This window comes from Mesorhizobium sp. M2A.F.Ca.ET.043.02.1.1 (assembly GCF_003952405.1).
Classification (GTDB): domain Bacteria; phylum Pseudomonadota; class Alphaproteobacteria; order Rhizobiales; family Rhizobiaceae; genus Mesorhizobium.
Genome location: NZ_CP034445.1, coordinates 2788519 through 2805814 on the forward strand (window position 1 = coordinate 2788519; position 17296 = coordinate 2805814).

13 protein-coding genes and 5 pseudogenes are annotated in these 17296 nt (G+C 59.2%); 7 read left to right on the top strand and 11 right to left on the bottom strand.

Annotated features, from left to right (window positions below; all coding sequences use genetic code 11):
- Nucleotides 1-247: 247 nt before the first annotated feature.
- The 8 genes from EJ068_RS13190 to EJ068_RS13225 form a co-directional block, all read right to left on the bottom strand.
- Nucleotides 248-1009 carry a sulfotransferase gene (locus EJ068_RS13190; RefSeq protein ID WP_024505871.1) on the bottom strand — a complete coding sequence of 254 codons (762 nt, stop codon included), beginning with the start codon at nt 1007-1009 and terminating at the stop codon, nt 248-250.
- Nucleotides 1010-1298: 289 nt separating this feature from the next.
- On the bottom strand, nt 1299-2087 hold the full coding sequence (locus EJ068_RS13195) for an ABC transporter permease (RefSeq protein ID WP_029356621.1): 789 nt from the start codon (nt 2085-2087) through the stop codon (nt 1299-1301).
- Between the two features lie 3 nt (nt 2088-2090).
- Complete coding sequence (gene nodI / locus EJ068_RS13200) at nt 2091-3005, bottom strand: nodulation factor ABC transporter ATP-binding protein NodI (RefSeq protein ID WP_024505873.1); 915 nt, start codon at nt 3003-3005, stop codon at nt 2091-2093.
- A 260-nt stretch (nt 3006-3265) separates the two neighbouring features.
- Nucleotides 3266-4591 (bottom strand): chitooligosaccharide synthase NodC, encoded by a 1326-nt coding sequence (gene nodC / locus EJ068_RS13205; protein WP_032899868.1) that lies wholly within the window; start codon nt 4589-4591, stop codon nt 3266-3268.
- Between the two features lie 15 nt (nt 4592-4606).
- Nucleotides 4607-5266 carry a chitooligosaccharide deacetylase NodB gene (nodB, locus tag EJ068_RS13210; protein WP_126057632.1) on the bottom strand — a complete coding sequence of 220 codons (660 nt, stop codon included), beginning with the start codon at nt 5264-5266 and terminating at the stop codon, nt 4607-4609.
- Entirely contained in the window at nt 5263-5853 is a 591-nt protein-coding gene (locus EJ068_RS13215; protein WP_024505875.1) for a NodA family N-acyltransferase, read from the bottom strand. Before EJ068_RS13215 ends, nodB begins: the two co-directional genes overlap by 4 nt.
- Before the next feature lie 853 nt (nt 5854-6706).
- Nucleotides 6707-7915, bottom strand: a complete 1209-nt coding sequence (locus EJ068_RS13220; RefSeq protein WP_126057631.1) for a beta-ketoacyl-[acyl-carrier-protein] synthase family protein — start codon at nt 7913-7915, stop codon at nt 6707-6709.
- The gene (locus tag EJ068_RS13225) at nt 7916-8197 is read right to left on the bottom strand and encodes an acyl carrier protein (RefSeq protein ID WP_029356603.1); all 282 of its coding nucleotides are present in this window, start codon (nt 8195-8197) and stop codon (nt 7916-7918) included.
- 370 nt (nt 8198-8567) lie between these two features.
- Here EJ068_RS13225 and EJ068_RS33270 point away from each other — a divergent pair.
- Nucleotides 8568-8696, top strand: a pseudogene (locus tag EJ068_RS33270) (LysR family transcriptional regulator); the annotation flags it as partial.
- A gap of 104 nt (nt 8697-8800) precedes the next feature.
- On the opposite strand, the pseudogene EJ068_RS13230 reads toward EJ068_RS33270, so the two are convergent.
- Nucleotides 8801-8947: pseudogene (locus EJ068_RS13230) on the bottom strand (multicopper oxidase domain-containing protein); the annotation flags it as partial.
- 993 nt (nt 8948-9940) lie between these two features.
- Between EJ068_RS13230 and EJ068_RS32610 the strand changes: the two are divergent.
- Entirely contained in the window at nt 9941-10210 is a 270-nt protein-coding gene (locus EJ068_RS32610) for a hypothetical protein (RefSeq protein ID WP_024504272.1), read from the top strand.
- A gap of 594 nt (nt 10211-10804) precedes the next feature.
- Here the strand turns inward: EJ068_RS32610 and EJ068_RS13240 are convergent.
- Nucleotides 10805-11758 (bottom strand): TauD/TfdA family dioxygenase, encoded by a 954-nt coding sequence (locus tag EJ068_RS13240; RefSeq protein ID WP_024504271.1) that lies wholly within the window; start codon nt 11756-11758, stop codon nt 10805-10807.
- Between EJ068_RS13240 and EJ068_RS33275 the strand changes: the two are divergent.
- The 3 genes and pseudogenes from EJ068_RS33275 to EJ068_RS13255 form a co-directional block, all read left to right on the top strand.
- Nucleotides 11673-11858 (top strand): annotated as a pseudogene (locus EJ068_RS33275) (pyridoxal-phosphate dependent enzyme); the annotation flags it as partial. The gene EJ068_RS13240 and the pseudogene EJ068_RS33275 sit on opposite strands and share 86 nt — an antisense overlap.
- Nucleotides 11859-12133: 275 nt before the next feature.
- A pseudogene (locus tag EJ068_RS13250) lies at nt 12134-12297 on the top strand (thioredoxin domain-containing protein); the annotation flags it as partial.
- Nucleotides 12298-12338: 41 nt separating this feature from the next.
- Nucleotides 12339-13793, top strand: a complete 1455-nt coding sequence (locus EJ068_RS13255) for a glutamate synthase subunit beta (RefSeq protein WP_024504270.1) — start codon at nt 12339-12341, stop codon at nt 13791-13793.
- A gap of 464 nt (nt 13794-14257) precedes the next feature.
- Here the strand turns inward: EJ068_RS13255 and EJ068_RS33280 are convergent, their stop codons facing one another.
- A complete protein-coding gene (locus EJ068_RS33280; RefSeq protein ID WP_245454714.1) occupies nt 14258-14623 on the bottom strand; it encodes an extracellular solute-binding protein in 366 nt (121 codons plus the stop codon).
- Between the two features lie 1054 nt (nt 14624-15677).
- On the opposite strand from EJ068_RS33280, the pseudogene EJ068_RS13265 reads away from it, so the two are divergent.
- Both EJ068_RS13265 and EJ068_RS13270 read left to right on the top strand, forming a co-directional pair.
- Nucleotides 15678-15898: pseudogene (locus EJ068_RS13265) on the top strand (insulinase family protein); the annotation flags it as partial.
- A 57-nt stretch (nt 15899-15955) separates the two neighbouring features.
- A complete protein-coding gene (locus EJ068_RS13270) occupies nt 15956-17014 on the top strand; it encodes a class I SAM-dependent methyltransferase (protein ID WP_024504268.1) in 1059 nt (352 codons plus the stop codon).
- The last annotated feature ends 282 nt before the right edge of the window (nt 17015-17296 follow it).

The following is a 17296-nucleotide window of genomic DNA, read 5'->3' on the forward strand; positions in this document are numbered from 1 at the left end:
GTGCAGTTGCGCACTGGAACCCTCCACCTTGCCGGAATTCTGCACTCGAGGCTCGCCAAAGATCGCGTCTGAGGAAGTGCTTCATCAGAGAGGGAATTGACCAGGTCGCCTTGCGCCCGTGCCCTTTGATGTTCGCCGCAGATCGACTGCCGGTTGCCTTGGTGACTTTGGTTTGTCAGTTTTGGAACGGAATGCGCGCAAACTGCAGGATATCCTACACGCCCATCAGAGCACGCGGTACAAGCGATTAAGCGTAGGAGCGCATTGAATCTCCGAGGTCAAAAAATCTTGAATAAGGTCCGCGTGCGAAGTGAATCCGCAACTCGTCAAAGTTCTCCACCGTTTGATCAAGCGGTCGCGTTTCCTGGCGCTGCAAGATGGCGTTATCTGATGGCTCAAGCGCTGGAACGCCCAGGAAATCCCAAACCGCTCCCAAGCATTGGGCAGGTTCGTGAAGTAGGCTCTCGTATTCCATTACAAGCAGGTTGGTCGACGTGAAGGAGTCCATAACGCGAGCGTGAAAATCGTCGGCGGCTTTGAAATAAGCCTCACAGTCGGCGATTGACAACCTGACGCTCGGTGGCCGAGCGGTATCGTTGTCCGAGCTGAACTTCAGCCACTGACCGCTTTCCCTGGCCTGCACAAAGGATCGGAGCGATTCCAATACGTTTCGGCGAACAACGAGGATGACCTTGAGTGCTGGCCAACGAGCTAATTCCGCAAAGAATGCTGGACGCTCGCGAAACTGAGGTTCATTGATCTTGCAGCCAAGATGCGTCACATTCTTGTAGTCGCGCATAGGGCAGCGCACATAGGCAAGCTCAAGAAGCTCGCGATCCGTGCCTAGCAGGCGATCCGTGCTGGGCCAATTGGGATCATATTCGTTTAGCAACTCACCGTTACTCAGAACGGTCGGATGCTCGTTTAGCAATTCTTCTAAATAGTGTGTTCCGGTCCTTGGCATAGCAAGGATCACAAAAGGCTCAGGAGTTGGTTCGTTGTGGGTCATTGCATGTGTATCCAACTAAATAATGGCCGCGACGGTCTGGGGACGCGCACAAGAAGCTTGGCTGCTATCGCTTGAACGCTCCGGGTGGGTCCGCGCGCCTCACCACCCAGCCTGTACTCCGAGGTGTGGTCGCGAAGATGGGCGCGTGCCTGCAGCGGCTGGGTGGCGCCCGGCTTCGGCGTTGTTGTACCACTCGCGATTCCTGGCACACGCATGCCTCCGGGCCGCTGGGGGCAGTTTGCAATCCGGCATTGCGGACCTCCTTCTCGTTGATGGGCGTAGGTAAGCGTCAACGCATTAGTCGTCGATGAAACAGTCCAGCCGACAGAAAAAAAGGCAATACAGCGAACATGCAAAGTGCGCCTATATGCAGCCCTACATTGTCGCCCAGGCGGCCGAGCATCACCGGACGGATTAGATCGATAGAATTCGCCAGCGGCGAGAAGGCCGCAATCTGCTGAAACACTCCTGGCAATTGGCCGACTGGAAAAACCGCGCCCGAAAGGAACAGCATGGGTGTGATGACAAGCGTCTGATAGAAAATAAAATAGTGATAACTGGGCGCGAGCGCGATGACGAGCATGGCCAGGCTCGCAAAGGCGAACCCGGTGAGAGCGATGACCGGCAGCACGTAGAGAACCGACGTCCACGCGGCATAACCTAGCGCGGCGGCAACAATCGCAATTGTCGTACCGGCCAGAAAGGCCTTTGTGGCTGCCCAGGTCAATTCACCGAGAACGATGTCGCCGAGGGTAAGTTGTGTGTGCAGGATTGCTTCCCAAGTGCCCTGATCGCGCATTCGACCGAAAACCGCGTAAATTGTTTCGAAGGTTGATGCTGTCATCGCGCTCGTCGCAACCATGCCGGCTGCCAGAAAGGCGATGTAGGATGCACCTTCGATGCGGCCTACCAACAGTCCAAGGCCAGTGCCGAGCCCGAAAAGGTAAATCATCGGATCAGCAAGGGTGCCGAGCATTGAAGCAAATGCCACCTTCTTCCATGCCAGATGATTGCGGCGCCACACCGCGATCCAGTTCCAGGCGTTGGCGGGTAGAGCGGCCGCAAAACGTTCACCCATTGCTCACTTCTCCATCTCACGTCCGGTTAACCTCAAGAAAACGTCCTCCAGACTGGGTGGACGCTCTAGAATACGCAGACCCGCTCGACCGCGAAGCTGGATGCGCACATCCTCCGGCTCAGGCGCATAGCAAAAGAGCGTCTCGCCGCTTACCTCGACACGCTGAACGTACGGTCTGATCAGCGAAATCAGCTCCTGTGGATTGCCGCCGAAGATCTCGATCACGTTGCACCCAATGTACTCGTCGATCAGCGCATGAGGACTGCCCTCGGCGATCTTGCGTCCCCGCTCGAGAACACACAGCCGATCACAAAGCCGCTCAGCCTCTTCCATGAAATGGGTGGTCAAAATGATCGTTTTTCCGCTCGCCAGCAGGAAACGAAGTCGCTCCCAGATCAGATGGCGGGCATGCGGGTCGAGGCCGGTCGTGGGCTCATCCATCACAAGCAACTGGGGGTCGTTGATCAGAGCACGTGCCAGCGTCAGGCGCCGCTTCATCCCGCCGGATAGCAGGCCGACACGTGAATCCGCCTTGCTCTCAAGGCGAGCGAACTCGAGGAGCCGTGGGATGACGGCGTTGATCTCTCTTGTACTCATGCCGAAGTAGCGCCCGAACACCAACAGGTTCTCGCGTACCGTAAATTCCAGGTCGAGATTGTCGAACTGCGGGACCACGCCTATGCCCTTGCGGGCCAAGCGGCTGCGTGCCGGCACTGGTAGACCGAGGACTGTTATATCACCCGCGTCAGGCCGGGTCATACCGAGGAGCATACGCGCAATCGTGCTCTTGCCTGCGCCGTTCGGCCCCAGCAGACCGAAGCACTCTCCCGATGCAACGGTGAAGGACAGCCCGTCCACAACGAGCTTGTTTCCGAATAATTTGGTTACGCCGGTAAGGTCGATTGCTACATTGGACATGCGTCTATCTCAAGCGGAATGAGTCCGATTGGCCACCGGCAGCTTACTTGCGAATTCTGGTTCAGAGCAGGCCACCGCCTTGAGATGGCACCTTTGGAAAGTCGCGGCCGGAGCGACGCGTGTATCGCTTCCGCCAAAGAATAACGTCAAGATGCCACGTGTCGCTTCCAGATAGTTCCCGTTCTGACCATAGGTAACTCGAAAGCTTCACCCCGTGTCGACTGACACAACTTACTCGGTCACTCGGCGCTGCAAGGCCGTCAGACTTCACCAGCTGTGAGCGAAAGATCTGCAGTATGAAGTGACTCCGCAATTCCAGAATTGCCCGCAGCATTTGCTCCGGCAAGCGGCATCGCGCTTGTGATTTCCTTTGTGCTCCTGTTGGGCAGGGGAACACTTTTACGCGACAGCCAATCGCTATTGCTCAATGTACACAGGGCGTAAGCCTTCAAGGGGATCAACAGGAATATCCTGATTAACGCGTGCATTGAATAGCCGATGAATCGAAGCTGCCGAGTGCGGAAAGATAACACCGTAGATCTGATTATGGTCATCGTGACAATAGCCAGCACCGTCCACCAATTTACTGTATGTGAAAATAGTAGCTCACCGAGCGCCGTTACTACCGCGATGCCGAGCAACAATGGGCCGAGATTCTCTCCCATCACATCCAAAGTTAGATAGCGATCCAGGCCACGCAGTAGACCTCGCGCAAGCATCGTGTCCCGGAAGGTGCTTCGTGCCCAGCGGAGTTGTTGGCGCAAATAAGGTCCCATCTTGTCCGGAACGACTGTCGCCGCGACGGCACCTGGAACGTACTCGGTTCGAAAGCCTGCTTTCAGCATGAGGATCGTAAGATGACGGTCTTCACCGAAGTCGCTTGGTTTCCCCCTGAACAGCTGCGTCTCGTATTGATCCAGCAGAGAAAGGAGACAAGACCGGCGGTACATTGCACATGGGCCGCAGCAGCACATGACCGCACCAAAGCGACCTTGCGCCGCGCGCTCCTCATTGCAAGCCAGCCAGTATTCCATATCGATCAATCGGGTCAACCAAGTGTCGCTGCGGTTGTATGCCGTCAGCTGGCCCATGGCCGCTCCGACCATGGAATCCCGCATTTTTACTGCAAGCTTTGTGATGACGTCGGACGCAAGTGTCGTGTCAGAGTCGACGCTGAGCACGAAATCTCCAGATGAGCGGCGGATGGCGGCGATCTGCGCCTTGCGTTTGCCAACATTCTCGCGGAGCAGAATGAAATTGAATCTCGGGTCGCCCTCGTAGGCGTGATGTACCGGGATGACGGCATTACGATTTCCAGAACCGTCGTCAACCAGATAGACCTGAAATGTTCCGGCGTAATCTTGATTTGCAATGGAAGCTAAACACGCCGCGAGTGTGCGCGGGTCCTCATTGTAGCAGGGGATAATGACATCCACGCTCGGCCAACGGTCGGATCCGAACAAGCTTTCCGACGGCGGCGTAACATTTTCCGGTTGGGAGTAGACCGCTTGCATGCCTCTGTAAACAGTCGAGAGCACCGCATAAGACGAAACGGCAACAGTACTGGCTGTGGTGAGAAGGTCCATAGGATCTCTGTTTGTTCAGGGGTGTTGAGGAAGTGATCGGATTACAAATCCGCGGCCGTGCAATTCTGGAATTAGGCGTGACAACGCTGTCACCGTCTGGTCGCGCAGACTGGCTTGATTGCCTGGTTGCAATTCGTCGGGAGCGCACCCGTCGTGCAACAGCACGATTGCGCCCGGCCGGATATCGGCGAGCACTCTGTCGACGATGGCGTCAACGCCGGGGCGAGACCAGTCGCGTGGATCAATGGACCAATGGACGGGCGCCAATGCCGCACCCGCTGATGCAGCGATTACTTCTTCGGTCCAGATGCCATACGGTGCACGAAAGTACCGAACCATGGCCTGCGGGCAAGCCATCCCTATGACTCTGTTTGCCTCAACTATCTGGCAGTCGACTTCGACGGACCCGCATTTGGCCAGGTCCGGATGAGTCATCGTGTGGTTGGCTATACCGTGCCCGTCTGTAATAATTCGGCGAACGAGTTCCGGCTCGTCGGCCGCGTAGGCCCCAACAACGAAGAAGGTCGCCGTCACCTGATGTTGCGCCAGCACATTGAGTATCTGCGGTGTGAAAAATGAATTGGGACCATCGTCAAACGTCAGATAGACGCTGCGCTCTGCAGTGCCATCGGCATTGTCACTCTGCCCTTCGCATATGTAGTCCAGAGGCTTCATAGTTCCGGACCGTTCCGGTCGATCAGGGTACCGGACGGCCACTCGTCCATCGAGCGTCCGATCGGCGAAACCAACACGAGTACGTCTTCCAGGCGCGTGGGCGGCAGGTCGGGATGCACATCTGGACGGGTCGATCGTACGCGAACGCCCGACACAATGTTCGCGAGGCCGGCTCTGCAGAATCTTTCGACATGGTTTCGCAGCGCGTGCCGAACCGTGCCGAAAGCGAATGGAACACCCAACTGATGGAGCACTGGGTACGCCACGCGCATCGAAAAACCGATTCCGAGCCCTTCAAGATCCGGACGAACCGCGTACAGGCCCAATTCAGCGACGATCAAGTCGACCTCGCCAACTTTGATGAAGCGCCGCAGCATGCCGATGTGAGCCGCTACCCCATGCGCGTCGTAGCCGATTGCGCGGAATTCCGGCCTCGCGCCGGCCCAACTGCGGCCGCCTTCGAATGGCTCCGCGTTGAAGGCGCCAGTCCGTCCATAGGTCTTTCGAAAAAAGTCGGAGAGTTCGACATGGTCGGCCAGTTGCAGCTCATTTTCCCAGCACAACTTCCAATCGACATTCGGGCGCATGGAAGACCTCACCTTGGAGCTGTCTGGTTGAGATAAATGTCCAAGCATTGGTTAAATAATTGGCATCGCACCAACGGGGCGTAACTTGTGGAGACCGCCGAAAGACCAAGCCGTAATGCAGATGCGACTGACTTTGTGCGCCCCGCACACCAGATGATGCTCCTCGGATCCAACGCAACCATGGGAACTACCTATCTTTCCAACTTGAAGCGCCTCTATGGGACCTGCAGCAAAAACGGTAAAATCCTTTGTTTAGATGAAAGGTATCCACGCTTTGGATAACTGGGCGAATGCGTTCCATATGGCTGGTCAATTATCGTCGTCACGCTCGAGGCACTTCTGACGAAGCGCAAAGCTCACGCCCGCGGCACGCGCGGCCGTTGCCGGGCCGCGCGATTATCTCCGTAAGAGCCGAGCGGAGCTCAGACACGACGATTGATCAGAATCTGATTCGCGGGTTCAGTATCTCTTTCGTGTATCCAGCTCTGGGCTGTCCTTTGGCGGGAGTTAGGTTCGCCCAGGTTCTGAGCCTGGGGCGTCGGCCCGTTCGCCGCACAGGCTCCTTCGCACATCGTCGAGGCCGAGAAAGAGGGGGCCACACAGCTCCCCCTGTACTTTCCACCACCCGACACCAGCGCTCACCCAGGGCGCCGGCCTTGCTCACCTCAACGGATAGCGCACTCGCGCCGCTTCACGATTAAAAGAATTCTACAAGCAGATGCCTGTTTGATCGTGAGACGTCCGCTGCCAATTCCCGCATCGCAGAGGCAGCCAATAGCGCTCGCTTCACATAGTGGTCCGGCAAGCAGCTAGATACGACAGGTGACCTCAAATGAGGCGTCTTGCATGGCTTCTACACCTGCCTGAATGCCAGAACTGCGTTCGTACCGCCCATGGCGAAGGCGTTGCTCATGGCGACGCGCACCTTGCGCTCGCGCGGCACATTGGGTGTGATGTCGAGGTCGCAAGCGGGATCTGGCTCGCGATAGTTGGCGGTCGGCGGCACGACGTCCTCTTGGATTGCCATCACGCAGGCGATCATTTCAAGCGCGCTCGCTGCGCCGAGGCAATGCGCGTGCGTGGACTTGGTGGAAGAGATGGACATCAAATAAGCGTGGTTTCCAAACACACGCTTGATCGCCGCCGTTTCAGTCTGATCATTGCTTTTGGTACCGGTGCCGTGCGCGTTGAGGTAGTCGACGTCCTCGGCATTCAGCCCGGCATCGGCAAGGCAGGCGCGCATCGCCGACGCTGGCCCCTCGACAGATGGCGCGGCAATGTGGAAGGCATCGGCGGAAAGGCCGACGCCGGCGATCTCGGCAAGAATTGTGGCACCACGCCTCGTGGCATGCTCGTAGCTTTCCAGCACGGCCATGCCCGCACCCTCGCCCAGCACCAGGCCCTTCCTATCGGCGGAGAAGGGCCGGCAGGTATCGGGTGAAAGCACGCGCATTGCTTCCCATGCTTTCAGCACGCCCCATGCGAAGGGTGCGTCGCTGCCTCCGGAAACCATTACGTCGGCCCGGCCCAGCTTGATCTGGTCCACCGCCGAGGCGATCGCATGGTTGGCCGAGGCACATGCGGAGGTCACCCCGAAGACCGGCCCGCGCAAGCCGAGGCTCAAGCTAAGATGGACGGAAGCGGCGCTGGGCATCACCTTTACTCCAGTGAAGAGTTCAGCACGGATTGCGCTACCCAAAAGCAGTGAGCGGTAAGTTTGTTCTGTTGCGTATGAACCGGTAAATCCGACGCCCACTGTCGCGCCGAAGCGATGGGCATTCCCCTCGTCCCAGGAAAGTCCGGCCTGCCGCATGGCTTCGCGCGCTGCAAGCACGGCGAGCAAGCTGAAGCGGTCCATGGAGATGAGATGCCCCCGGTTGATGTCGTGCTGGGGCAGCGCCTTGATCTCAGCGCCGGTCATGCCCTCCAGGTCATGAAGCTCGGAATTGGCGATCGGGCCGATGGCGGAGCGGCCTTCGCGCATCTCTTTCCACATAGAGGCGGCGTCGGTGCCCAGTCCGCACAGGCCGCCCACTCCGGTGATAACGACGCGCCTGTCCATTCAAGCCTCCTTCGCAAGCAAGCCGCGGACGGCTTCCACGACGTCGCCGACATTCTTGAGATTGGACCAGGCATCGGCCGTGTTCATGTCGATCTTGATGCCGTAGGCCTGCTCCACATCCCAGAGGACGTCCGCCAAACCCAGCGAATCAAACCCGAGCGCGTCCAGTTCCGTGGCGATTGTTATCTCGCCGACGAATGACGCAGGCATTCCCTCACCGCTCTCCGACTCGGCGCGTTTCTTGATCAGGGCAATGACGTCCGTTGCGAATTGATCGGCCATTCTGTTTCCTGTCTTTCTTTCCCGCGTTTCGACCTGGACGCGGCTCAGTTCCTGAGGCGCGCCGCGTCGCGAAAGCCATCACGCTTGGGCAACTGACAAAGCCCAATGCTCATAAAGCCGGATCAGGTCCGGCCGGTGTGTGGCGTAGGTGCAGTATGACGATGTGAGCCGCTACACCGTGCGCGTCTCCCAGTCTGTCCATAGACTCGGAAGAAGTCGGACCCGGTCAGTTGCAACTCCCTTTCCCAGCACTCCACTGCCCGGTAGAGCGCATGAAAAATCTCCTTTCGGGCGGTTTCTGTTCTGCCCATGCAGGATTCCAGAACATTGATGAAATCGTTTGTTTCGATGAAAGGCATCCACACTTTGGATGGTTGACACGCGTTTCAAAGATCGTGAACTACATCTCGTCGTTGTGCTCGACGCACTCCCGACAGAGCGCAACCTCATGGGCGCGGCATGCAGGATTAACCGAGCCCAGCCGGTCATGAGTGCGGCCGGCCGGGTCGGGCGATAGGCAGTCATGCCCTGCCCTTCCTGCGGGTCAAGCACTCCGAAAAAACATTTCCCCCATAAATGCTAGATCTTCCGTTGCCTTTTCGCGGGCTTCTGCGTGAGGTGAGGCACGCCATCCATGGCATGTGGCACACGCACGCGATGCCAGTGCACGGTCGTTTTCTCGGCAAGGCCGTTCTCTACCTCGACCCGCACGCGCTCGCCCTGACGGACCCGGATTTCCGGGCCTGGAACGGGCCTTCGGCGCGCAATCGAGCCCGGTTCACCCGGCCCAATGGCGTCCACTTTGGGGGCGCATGCACTGCAGACCCGCTGGACCTGATCCGGGAGAGGATGGGCGCGGCGATTGGAATAGCTATGAAAGCGCATCGGACCGTGGAACTGCGCGCGCAGACTTTCGGAGGAAGGCTCGCTTTTAAACGTTATCGTGCAACTCTGACCGTTCTTCGCCTTGGCGGGTGCCGCGGAAGAATCCCGGGTTCTGCGAGCGCTGCGAGAACACCTGCGGTCGATCCTGTACCACAATCTCGCGAAGCTCGATGCTCTCTACAAACGATGTCTTGGATTCTCACGCCCTTATTTCAGCACTTCGCTCGCTTGCCCGACTCGGCCGCGGTCAGCCTTCACCGCCAATTTTATTGGCGCAGCGACGTTCCTATCGGTTCAGGCGAAGCTTCTTGAACCTGCCGCTCTCTCGTTGCCCTGGCACGATTAATCGTCCTCTCAGTCTGTCATTGGCGGAGTCGCTCCTGAGGCGCGCGCCGGCGAGTTCGAGGAGCGCGTGGCTATCTCCTCGGTCCAGCCGGATTCCGCTGCGCGCTCAGCCAATTCCTGGAAGGCCGATTCCAAGGCGAGCTGGCATTGAAGGCCGCGGTCCGGATGGTCGACTAGCTTGGTTCCACGATCGCAATGCTTGATCGCTTCATTGCAGGCCATGGGCTCTCGCCCTCTCCTTTTGCCACACGAGGCGCCAGCTCACGTGTTGTGCGCCCCGGCAACCGCTTTCACCAGCCGCTCCAGCGATCCCGCGCGCTCCAGCTCCGCAAAGAATGATGCGGCGTGACGCTACCCAGCCGGTGCTTCTCGGCCATTTGCACACATAGGGATAGTCGACCATGAAATCGGACCGAGGCGAGGCGTTGGACGTTTCAGTCTTGGTCTGAATGCGCCGCCCACGAGCCGATCGGCCTTCTCGATGATTTGGCGCACCCTCGTTGTCGACAAGCCATGTTCCTGAGCCAGGTCGGCGAAACTCTTGCCCTTCAGAAAGCCGTCGACCAGGGCTATGTTCCTATCGACGGTCGGCTAAATCCCAGCAGGCGCGCGCAGTTTTCCGGCATCATTCCGTTTGTTCATCCGCTTGTCCGCGCCCCCTGCAAATCCTACCGGGCCAAATCGGTGCTTGGAAGACCCACTCATGTCATGGCCTCGGGAAAGTACAAGGCCGACGGTTATGTGAATACGAAAGATGCTGGCGATCACCATGATCGTTGGTGACCGCTGACCTCCCCAATGTCGGCTTCGACGGCACACCGGGAGCTCTCGGCAATGTTGAATAATTCCGTTTGAAGATGGTTGACTTCGTCGTCGAGGCTCGATCCATCAGGATCGGTATCGACGATTCTATATTTGAGAAACCCAAATTCGTTTGACTCGCGCAATTCGCTGTACGGCGTATCATCGCAAGCGCGGGATTCCGACATCCTGCGAAGTGCCCGCGTTGCTGGAATCGATTTTGCGGAAGTAAAAAGGCCCCGGCGCTGGGTCGGCGCGCAGGGCCTTCAGGCATGTACGAGCTACCAGCATGTCCAGTTATGATCGTGCGCTATCATAATGAACAAACGGTGAATGATCGCTATCCGAGGTGCAGGGCGGGCGAGATGGTGGGGCGGTGGGGGACCTGTACCGCTGCAGCGGGGCCACGAGCAGCGACTCGAGCCATGCGCCACGCTGCAGGACCTCGATTTCGGGCCAAGCCTCGAGCCCGCAACTCGCCTTGCTTCTCGGAAATCATAAGGCTTTGTGGGGCGGTTAAGCAGCGCGATATGGCCGCGGCGATACGAAGTTTTCATCTTTACCCTGTTCAGACGGTCAGGCTGCCTTCGCCGCCGGCTTGGCTGCCTTGACATGGGTTATACTGCGGCGACCGTCGACGCCGATCGGAACGTCACCGTCAACCGTAGCGCGACGCACAACCCGGTGCTGGTCGCCATAGTCGTTGACCGCATAATGCTGGTTAGCACGGTTGTCCCAGATAGCGACGTCGCCTACTTGCCAGCGCCACCGCACGGTATTTTCCGGGGCAGTGACGTAGGACTGGAACACCTCGTAGAGTTTGGCGGAATCGCTCTTGGAAAGGCCGACGAGGCGCTGCACGAAATTGCCGAGCAGCAGCGACTTCTCCCCGGTTTCCGGATGGACGCGCACGACCGGATGCTCGGTCTCGTAGATCGTCGATGTGAAAACTTCCTCGAAGTGCTTCTTCTCTTCGGCTGTGGCGCGCGGGCGCACGGCTGCGTAGTCGTAGGCATTGCTATGAATAGCCCACAGATTGTCCGCCAATATTTTGAGCGGCGCCGGCAGATTCTCGTACGCGGCGTGCGTGTTGGACCAGATCGTGTCGCCCCCCGCCGCCGGAATGACGACGCCACGTAGGACCGAGAATTTCGGATAGGCATCGACGAAAGTCACATCGGTATGCCACTGGTCTGCCCTGCCACCGCCACGGCCGGAATCGAGATTGAGGATTGAGGCCGTGCCGGCTGCCGGCCCCTGCGTGGGATGAGGTACAAGGTTACCCAGACGCCGCGCGAACAATTCCTGCTCCGCATCGTCGAGATGCTCCTGGCCGCGGAAGAAGATCACCTTGTGTTTTAGAAGAAGCTGGTTGATGGCTGCTATCGCTGCGTCCGAAAGGTCTCCACCAAGGCGAACTCCTCTGATTTCAGCTCCAACACGGCTGGTCAGCGGTACAACGTCGGAGTCAGGAATTCTCTTCGTCAAGCTCGAAAGCCAAAATCCCGGCGGATCGATCAAGGATCGCATTGCGTTGTCGATGATCGTTAATGCCGAACAGCGTGGCCAGCTCGCGCCGGGCGGTACAATCATCGAAGCGACCGCTGGCAACACAGGGCTCGGCCTGGCCTGGCGGCACGAAGCGCGTGATCGCGTGTCCAAAAGCTGACAGCGTCAGACAAATGTCAGGTTCATTACAACCAACATCTGGGCACTGACGAGGTTTTTCGAAGCAATGGGCGCTAACTGCGCGCTGAGCGCGTTGGCATGGCTTTTGAGACTGAGTGACTGTGACTGCACTTAATGGGGCAAGACGAGCGATGCGCTCCTCCCTGAACCCGTGTGCCGTCTCTGAGAGGAAACCAGCTCGTGCAGAAACCTTTGGAAATAGCTTTGGACCGCAACGTGGTATTGCAGATGGAGTCCCCGGCTCCTTCGATTAGAGTCGAGAACTGGCTGCATGGCGAGCCCCTCACGAGCTTTGAGCCCGGCAAGTGTACATAGTCGAATTTTGGGCAACTTGGTGCGGCCCATGTGTGGACGGGATGCCCCATCTGATCCAGCTGCAGGGCGTCGCCAGGCGCGCCATCTGGACAGCAGGAGCTGGACTATGGGCAAGGTAACAGGCTTTCTCGAAATCGACCGGCAGGTGCACAAGTACCAGCCGGCCTCCGACCGCATCCGGCATTTCCGTGAATTCACGCTGCCGATGTCGGACAAGGAGGTCGAGAAACAGGCCGCGCGCTGCATGGATTGCGGCATTCCGTTCTGCCACGGGCCAACGGGCTGTCCCATCCACAACCAGATCCCGGACTGGAACGACCTCGTCTACAATGGCGACTGGGACAATGCGATCCGCAACCTGCATTCGACCAACAATTTCCCGGAATTCACCGGCCGCATCTGCCCCGCACCTTGCGAGGAAGCCTGCACGCTGAACCTCGAGGACATTCCCGTCGCCATCAAGACGGTCGAGCAGGCGATCGCCGACAAGGCTTACGAGACCGGCCATATCAGGCCCTATCCGCCGGAGAAGAAGACCGGCAAGCGCGTCGCCGTCATCGGCTCCGGCCCGGCCGGCATGTCGGCTGCCCAGCAGCTCGGCCGCGCCGGCCACGACGTCCATGTCTATGAGCGCGAGAGCCGGCCCGGCGGGCTGATGCGTTACGGCATTCCCGACTTCAAGATCGAGAAGCACTATATCGACCGGCGCATCGAGCAGATGCAGGGCGAGGGCGTCACCTTCCATTGCGGCGTCAATGTCGGCGTCGACAAGCCGGTTGCCGAGCTGCTCGCCGAACATGACGCGGTGCTTTATTGCGGCGGTTCCGAAACGCCGCGCGCGGCCGGCATTCCCGGCGACGATCTCGGCGGCGTGCATGACGCGATGCCCTATCTGGTGCAGCAGAACAGGCGTGTCGGCGGCGAACCGATCCAGTCGGTGGCGTGGCCGTCGCATCCGATCCTCGCCGGCGGCCAGCATGTGGTCGTCGTCGGCGGCGGCGATACCGCGTCCGACTGCGTCGGCACCGCCTTCCGCCAGGGCGCGGTCCGCGTCACCCAGCTCGACATCCGTCCGCAGCCGCCGGAAAAGGAAGACAAGCTTTCGGTCTGGCCCTACTGGGCGACCAAGATGCGCACCTCGTCCTCGCAGGCCGAAGGCGCCGAGCGCGAGTTTCAGGTGGCGACGCTCGAGTTCATCGGCGAAGACGGCCAGCTGACCGGGGTCAAATGCTGCGAGGTCGACGAAAAGCGCAAGCCGATCGCCGGCAGCGAATTCGTCATTCGTGCCGATCTCGCGTTCATCGCCATCGGCTTTGCCGGGCCAGCCGCTCGCGGGCCGGTGTCGGAACTGGCCGGCCAGATGAAGATCGCCATTGACAGCCGCCGCTCGAAGAATGTCGAGGCCAATGACCGGGACTACAGGACCAGCGTCGAAAAGCTCTATGCGGCGGGCGACGTGCGGCGCGGCCAGTCGCTGGTCGTCTGGGCGATCCGCGAGGGCCGCCAGGCGGCGCGCGCCATCGATGAGGCGCTGATGGGATCGAGCGTGCTGCCGCGCTGAGTCCGTCTCGAGACCCTACTTGTGCGGCCACCTGAAGGCGCTTTCCGCCCTTCCGCTGCCCCGGGCAGCTTACGGACTGATCGCCGTGGTCGTTTCGGTTGTGGCCCCGGCCGCAGGCTGCCGCCTTGGCGGCCAAGAAAAATCGTCGGCGCGGCCGGGCGAAGCAGCGCTGGGTTTAAGTGCTTGGGGTGACACGGCGTGATCTCCGCCGTTGGCGGGAACAGGGCAGTGCAATAGTACTGCCCTGTTCCTTTTGATCAGAGGCCAGTGCGGATTTCTTCGGCAAGCGCCCTCAACGTCGTCTCGACGTCATCGCCGTTTGCCATCTTCTGCATCGCCACGGCCCATGCGTTCATGGCTTCGCCGAAGCCGACACGCGGTGTGAAAGCCAGCGCGGCTTGATCCTGTATCTTTTTGAAGCTGTCAACGAAGTTGTTGAACTCGGGCTGCGAAGCGTACTTAGTCTAGGTATCGTCCTGCCAGGTCGACGTGCGCGGCGGATTGACGAGCTGGCCAGCAAGGGCACCCTTGAGCGCCACCTGCTTGGAGGTGGCCCACGGGATGAACAGCCAGGCCGTGCCCTTCTTTTCGGAAGCCGCGTTCATGGCGAGAGCCCAGATCCAGATGTCAGAATCCAAGCTCGTGGCGCTCGGTGCGTGCAGCGGCGGAGCGAAGGCGATCTTGCCGGATGCCGGCTTCCCCGCAACATCGTTCCAGAAGCCGAACATTTTTGAGTCGATCGTCATCGCGGTGCGGCCGGACGAGATGCCGTCCACGACCTGGTTCCAGTTATCATTGGCGAAGGAAGGAGCCGCGCACTTCTTGATCATGTCCGAATGTAGTCGTATCCAGCATCGGTAAGCTTCGGATCACTCAGGTATTTGTCCAGCAGGCGCCACTCGGAGCGAGGTCCTACGCGGGCTGAATGCCAGTGCCGAACACATCCCATGCTGGCGACTTCGTCGTCAGTTGGATCGTCATCTTGTTCCAGTAAGAATCGTCTGGGTAGAGTTCCGGCGTGACCTTGATGCCGGGTCAGCTTCTCGAACTCCGGAAAGTTGCGCAGCGAGAGCATCCGCATAGGGGTGGATGTCGTAGGCCCAAGTTATGCTGGTCCCTTCGAATTGACGCCAGTTCACGGTGTCGGCAGCGGCCGAATTAGTGAGCGATGCCGAAACGGCAAGAAACGCCAAGTCAAAAGCAAGCTGTTTGCGTAGCGACGCGCACCTGTAACGAGTACGGGGAATGAGCGACCCATGTAATCCTCCCTGGGGCATTTTGCCAATTTTTGGGTCCACTCCTCCATCCCGAGTTTGCTCATAGCCACAATAAGCGGTTTCCAACGACCTCGCTCTGAATGCACCAGGCCAACTGGGTAAAAACGGGTAACCGGCACTTAAAGGCGATGTAGTATCGCCACCAGAAATACTGCTCCGTGGTGCTGGCCTTTGCCTGGGGGCGCAACACGGCAACTACCCGCTCAAAACGGTTGGTCCTCTACCTCTTATTCACCGTCGCTTTCCTCGCGGCCTAACCCGGCCGGAATATCCGTTGCCAGAAAAAGGCCTCGCGGCCGGTTCGAGGCGCATCCCTCCTCCGAAGCAGCACGCTCAAGTATCGTCACAAGCCCCGAGCGCTTCGCGTTCGGCGATGTCCAAATTCCGACAATGTCGGATACAGTCAGATCTACTGGATTGCGTTTGAATGGTTTTCTCATTTGGCACAGTACATGCGGGTCATCCGCAAAACACGTGACCGACCAACAAGAGTTCGCATGATCACCTTACCACAACATACAGCCGCCGCGGAACAATCACTTGGCCCCTGATCGCCCGCCCCGGCACCACAACCGGAGTCATCGATGTTCTGACAGGCTGCCCAAGGATACCTGCTGCAACAGGGCTTGCCCTGGTGACGACCACTCCGGCTCCGCCGGTTACCGACGAGGGCAAAGTGACGGATTTCCTGCTTTTCAACGGCATGGAGGTGGCTGTCATTCCCGACCACCGCGCCGCTCGTCACCGATATGGTCTGGTGCAGGATCGGCAGCGCGGATGAGCCGCCGGGGATATCTGCATGTCTTCGAGCATCTGATGCTCAAGGCGCCTCATGACGAGCACGGCTCCGTCGCCTGGAGAGATTGAACCCAAAGGGAGATTCAGATGTCTGAAGCGAATCAGGAAAAGTTGGACGCATTCTTGGGGAAAATGGTCGGCGATCTCGGTGCGATCGCAACGGGCGCGGGAGTCCTGCTGGGGGACAGACTCGGCCTGTTTAAGGCATTGCGCGAAGGCGGCAAGATGACGGCCGCCGAACTTTCGACACGCACCGGCACCCAGGAACGCCTCGTAAGGGAATGGCTTTCCGGGCAGGCGGCGGCGGGTTACGTCGACTACGATGAAGCGAGCGACAAATTCTATCTCAACGCCGAGCAAGAGCTGGTGTTCGCTGATGAAGACAGCCCGGCCTTCATGGCAGGCGCATTCGAGTTCCTGTCCGCGCTGTGGCTCGATGAAGAAAAGGTGAGGCAGGCATTCCAGTCCGGCAAGGGCGTCGGGTGGCACGATCATAGCGCGTGTCTGTTTCGCGGTACGGAACGGTTCTTCCGTCCAGGCTACAATGCCAATCTGATCGACTCCTGGCTGCCGGCCTTGGAGGGCGTCGTCGAGAAGCTCGAACGCGGCGTGGACGTCGCGGATGTTGGATGCGGTCATGGTGCATCGACCGTGCTCATGGCACAGGCCTTCCCCAATTCGCGCTTCGTCGGCTTCGACTATCATGCCCCCTCGATTGAGCGCGCCCGCAAGGCGGCCGAGGTAGCCGGCGTCGGCGTTAACACGCGGTTCGACGTGGCGGCCGCCAAGAGCTATCCCGGAACGTATGACCTCGTCACATTCTTCGATTGCCTTCACGACATGGGCGACCCGACGGGCGCCGCCACCCATGTCCACGGATCGCTCAAGCCGGACGGCACGTGGATGATCGTCGAGCCGTTCGCGCATGATCATCTGGCGGCGAACCTCAATCCCGTCGGCCGCGTTTACTATGCCGCTTCCACTTTCGTGTGCACGCCCGCATCCGTGTCGCAGGAAGTCGGGCTCGCGCTTGGAGCCCAGGCCGGTGAGGCGAGGCTGCGCAAGGTTGTGACCGGCGGCGGCTTCAAGCGATTGCGTCGCGCCGCGGAGACACCGTTCAACATGGTGCTGGAGGCCCGCCCTTAGCGTGGCCGTCGCCAGAAATTGCAGCTCATCGCATTTGATTGAAGATCACCGCCAAAAATCCGGACGCATCGGGGACATTTTCAAGGCGCCTGGGTTCACGCAGAGGTCGCTGCCGAGTTGTGTGCCAAGAGTCCCATACGTTGCGGCTCAGAAAGGACCCGACGCACGGCTACGAACATGCCCATAGTGATGGCCGCTATAATCACATATGCCCACCATGGCGCGTTCACAAAGCTGGTAAGCCACGTCGCACCGAACGCGCTTACGACAAAAACGAGAGCC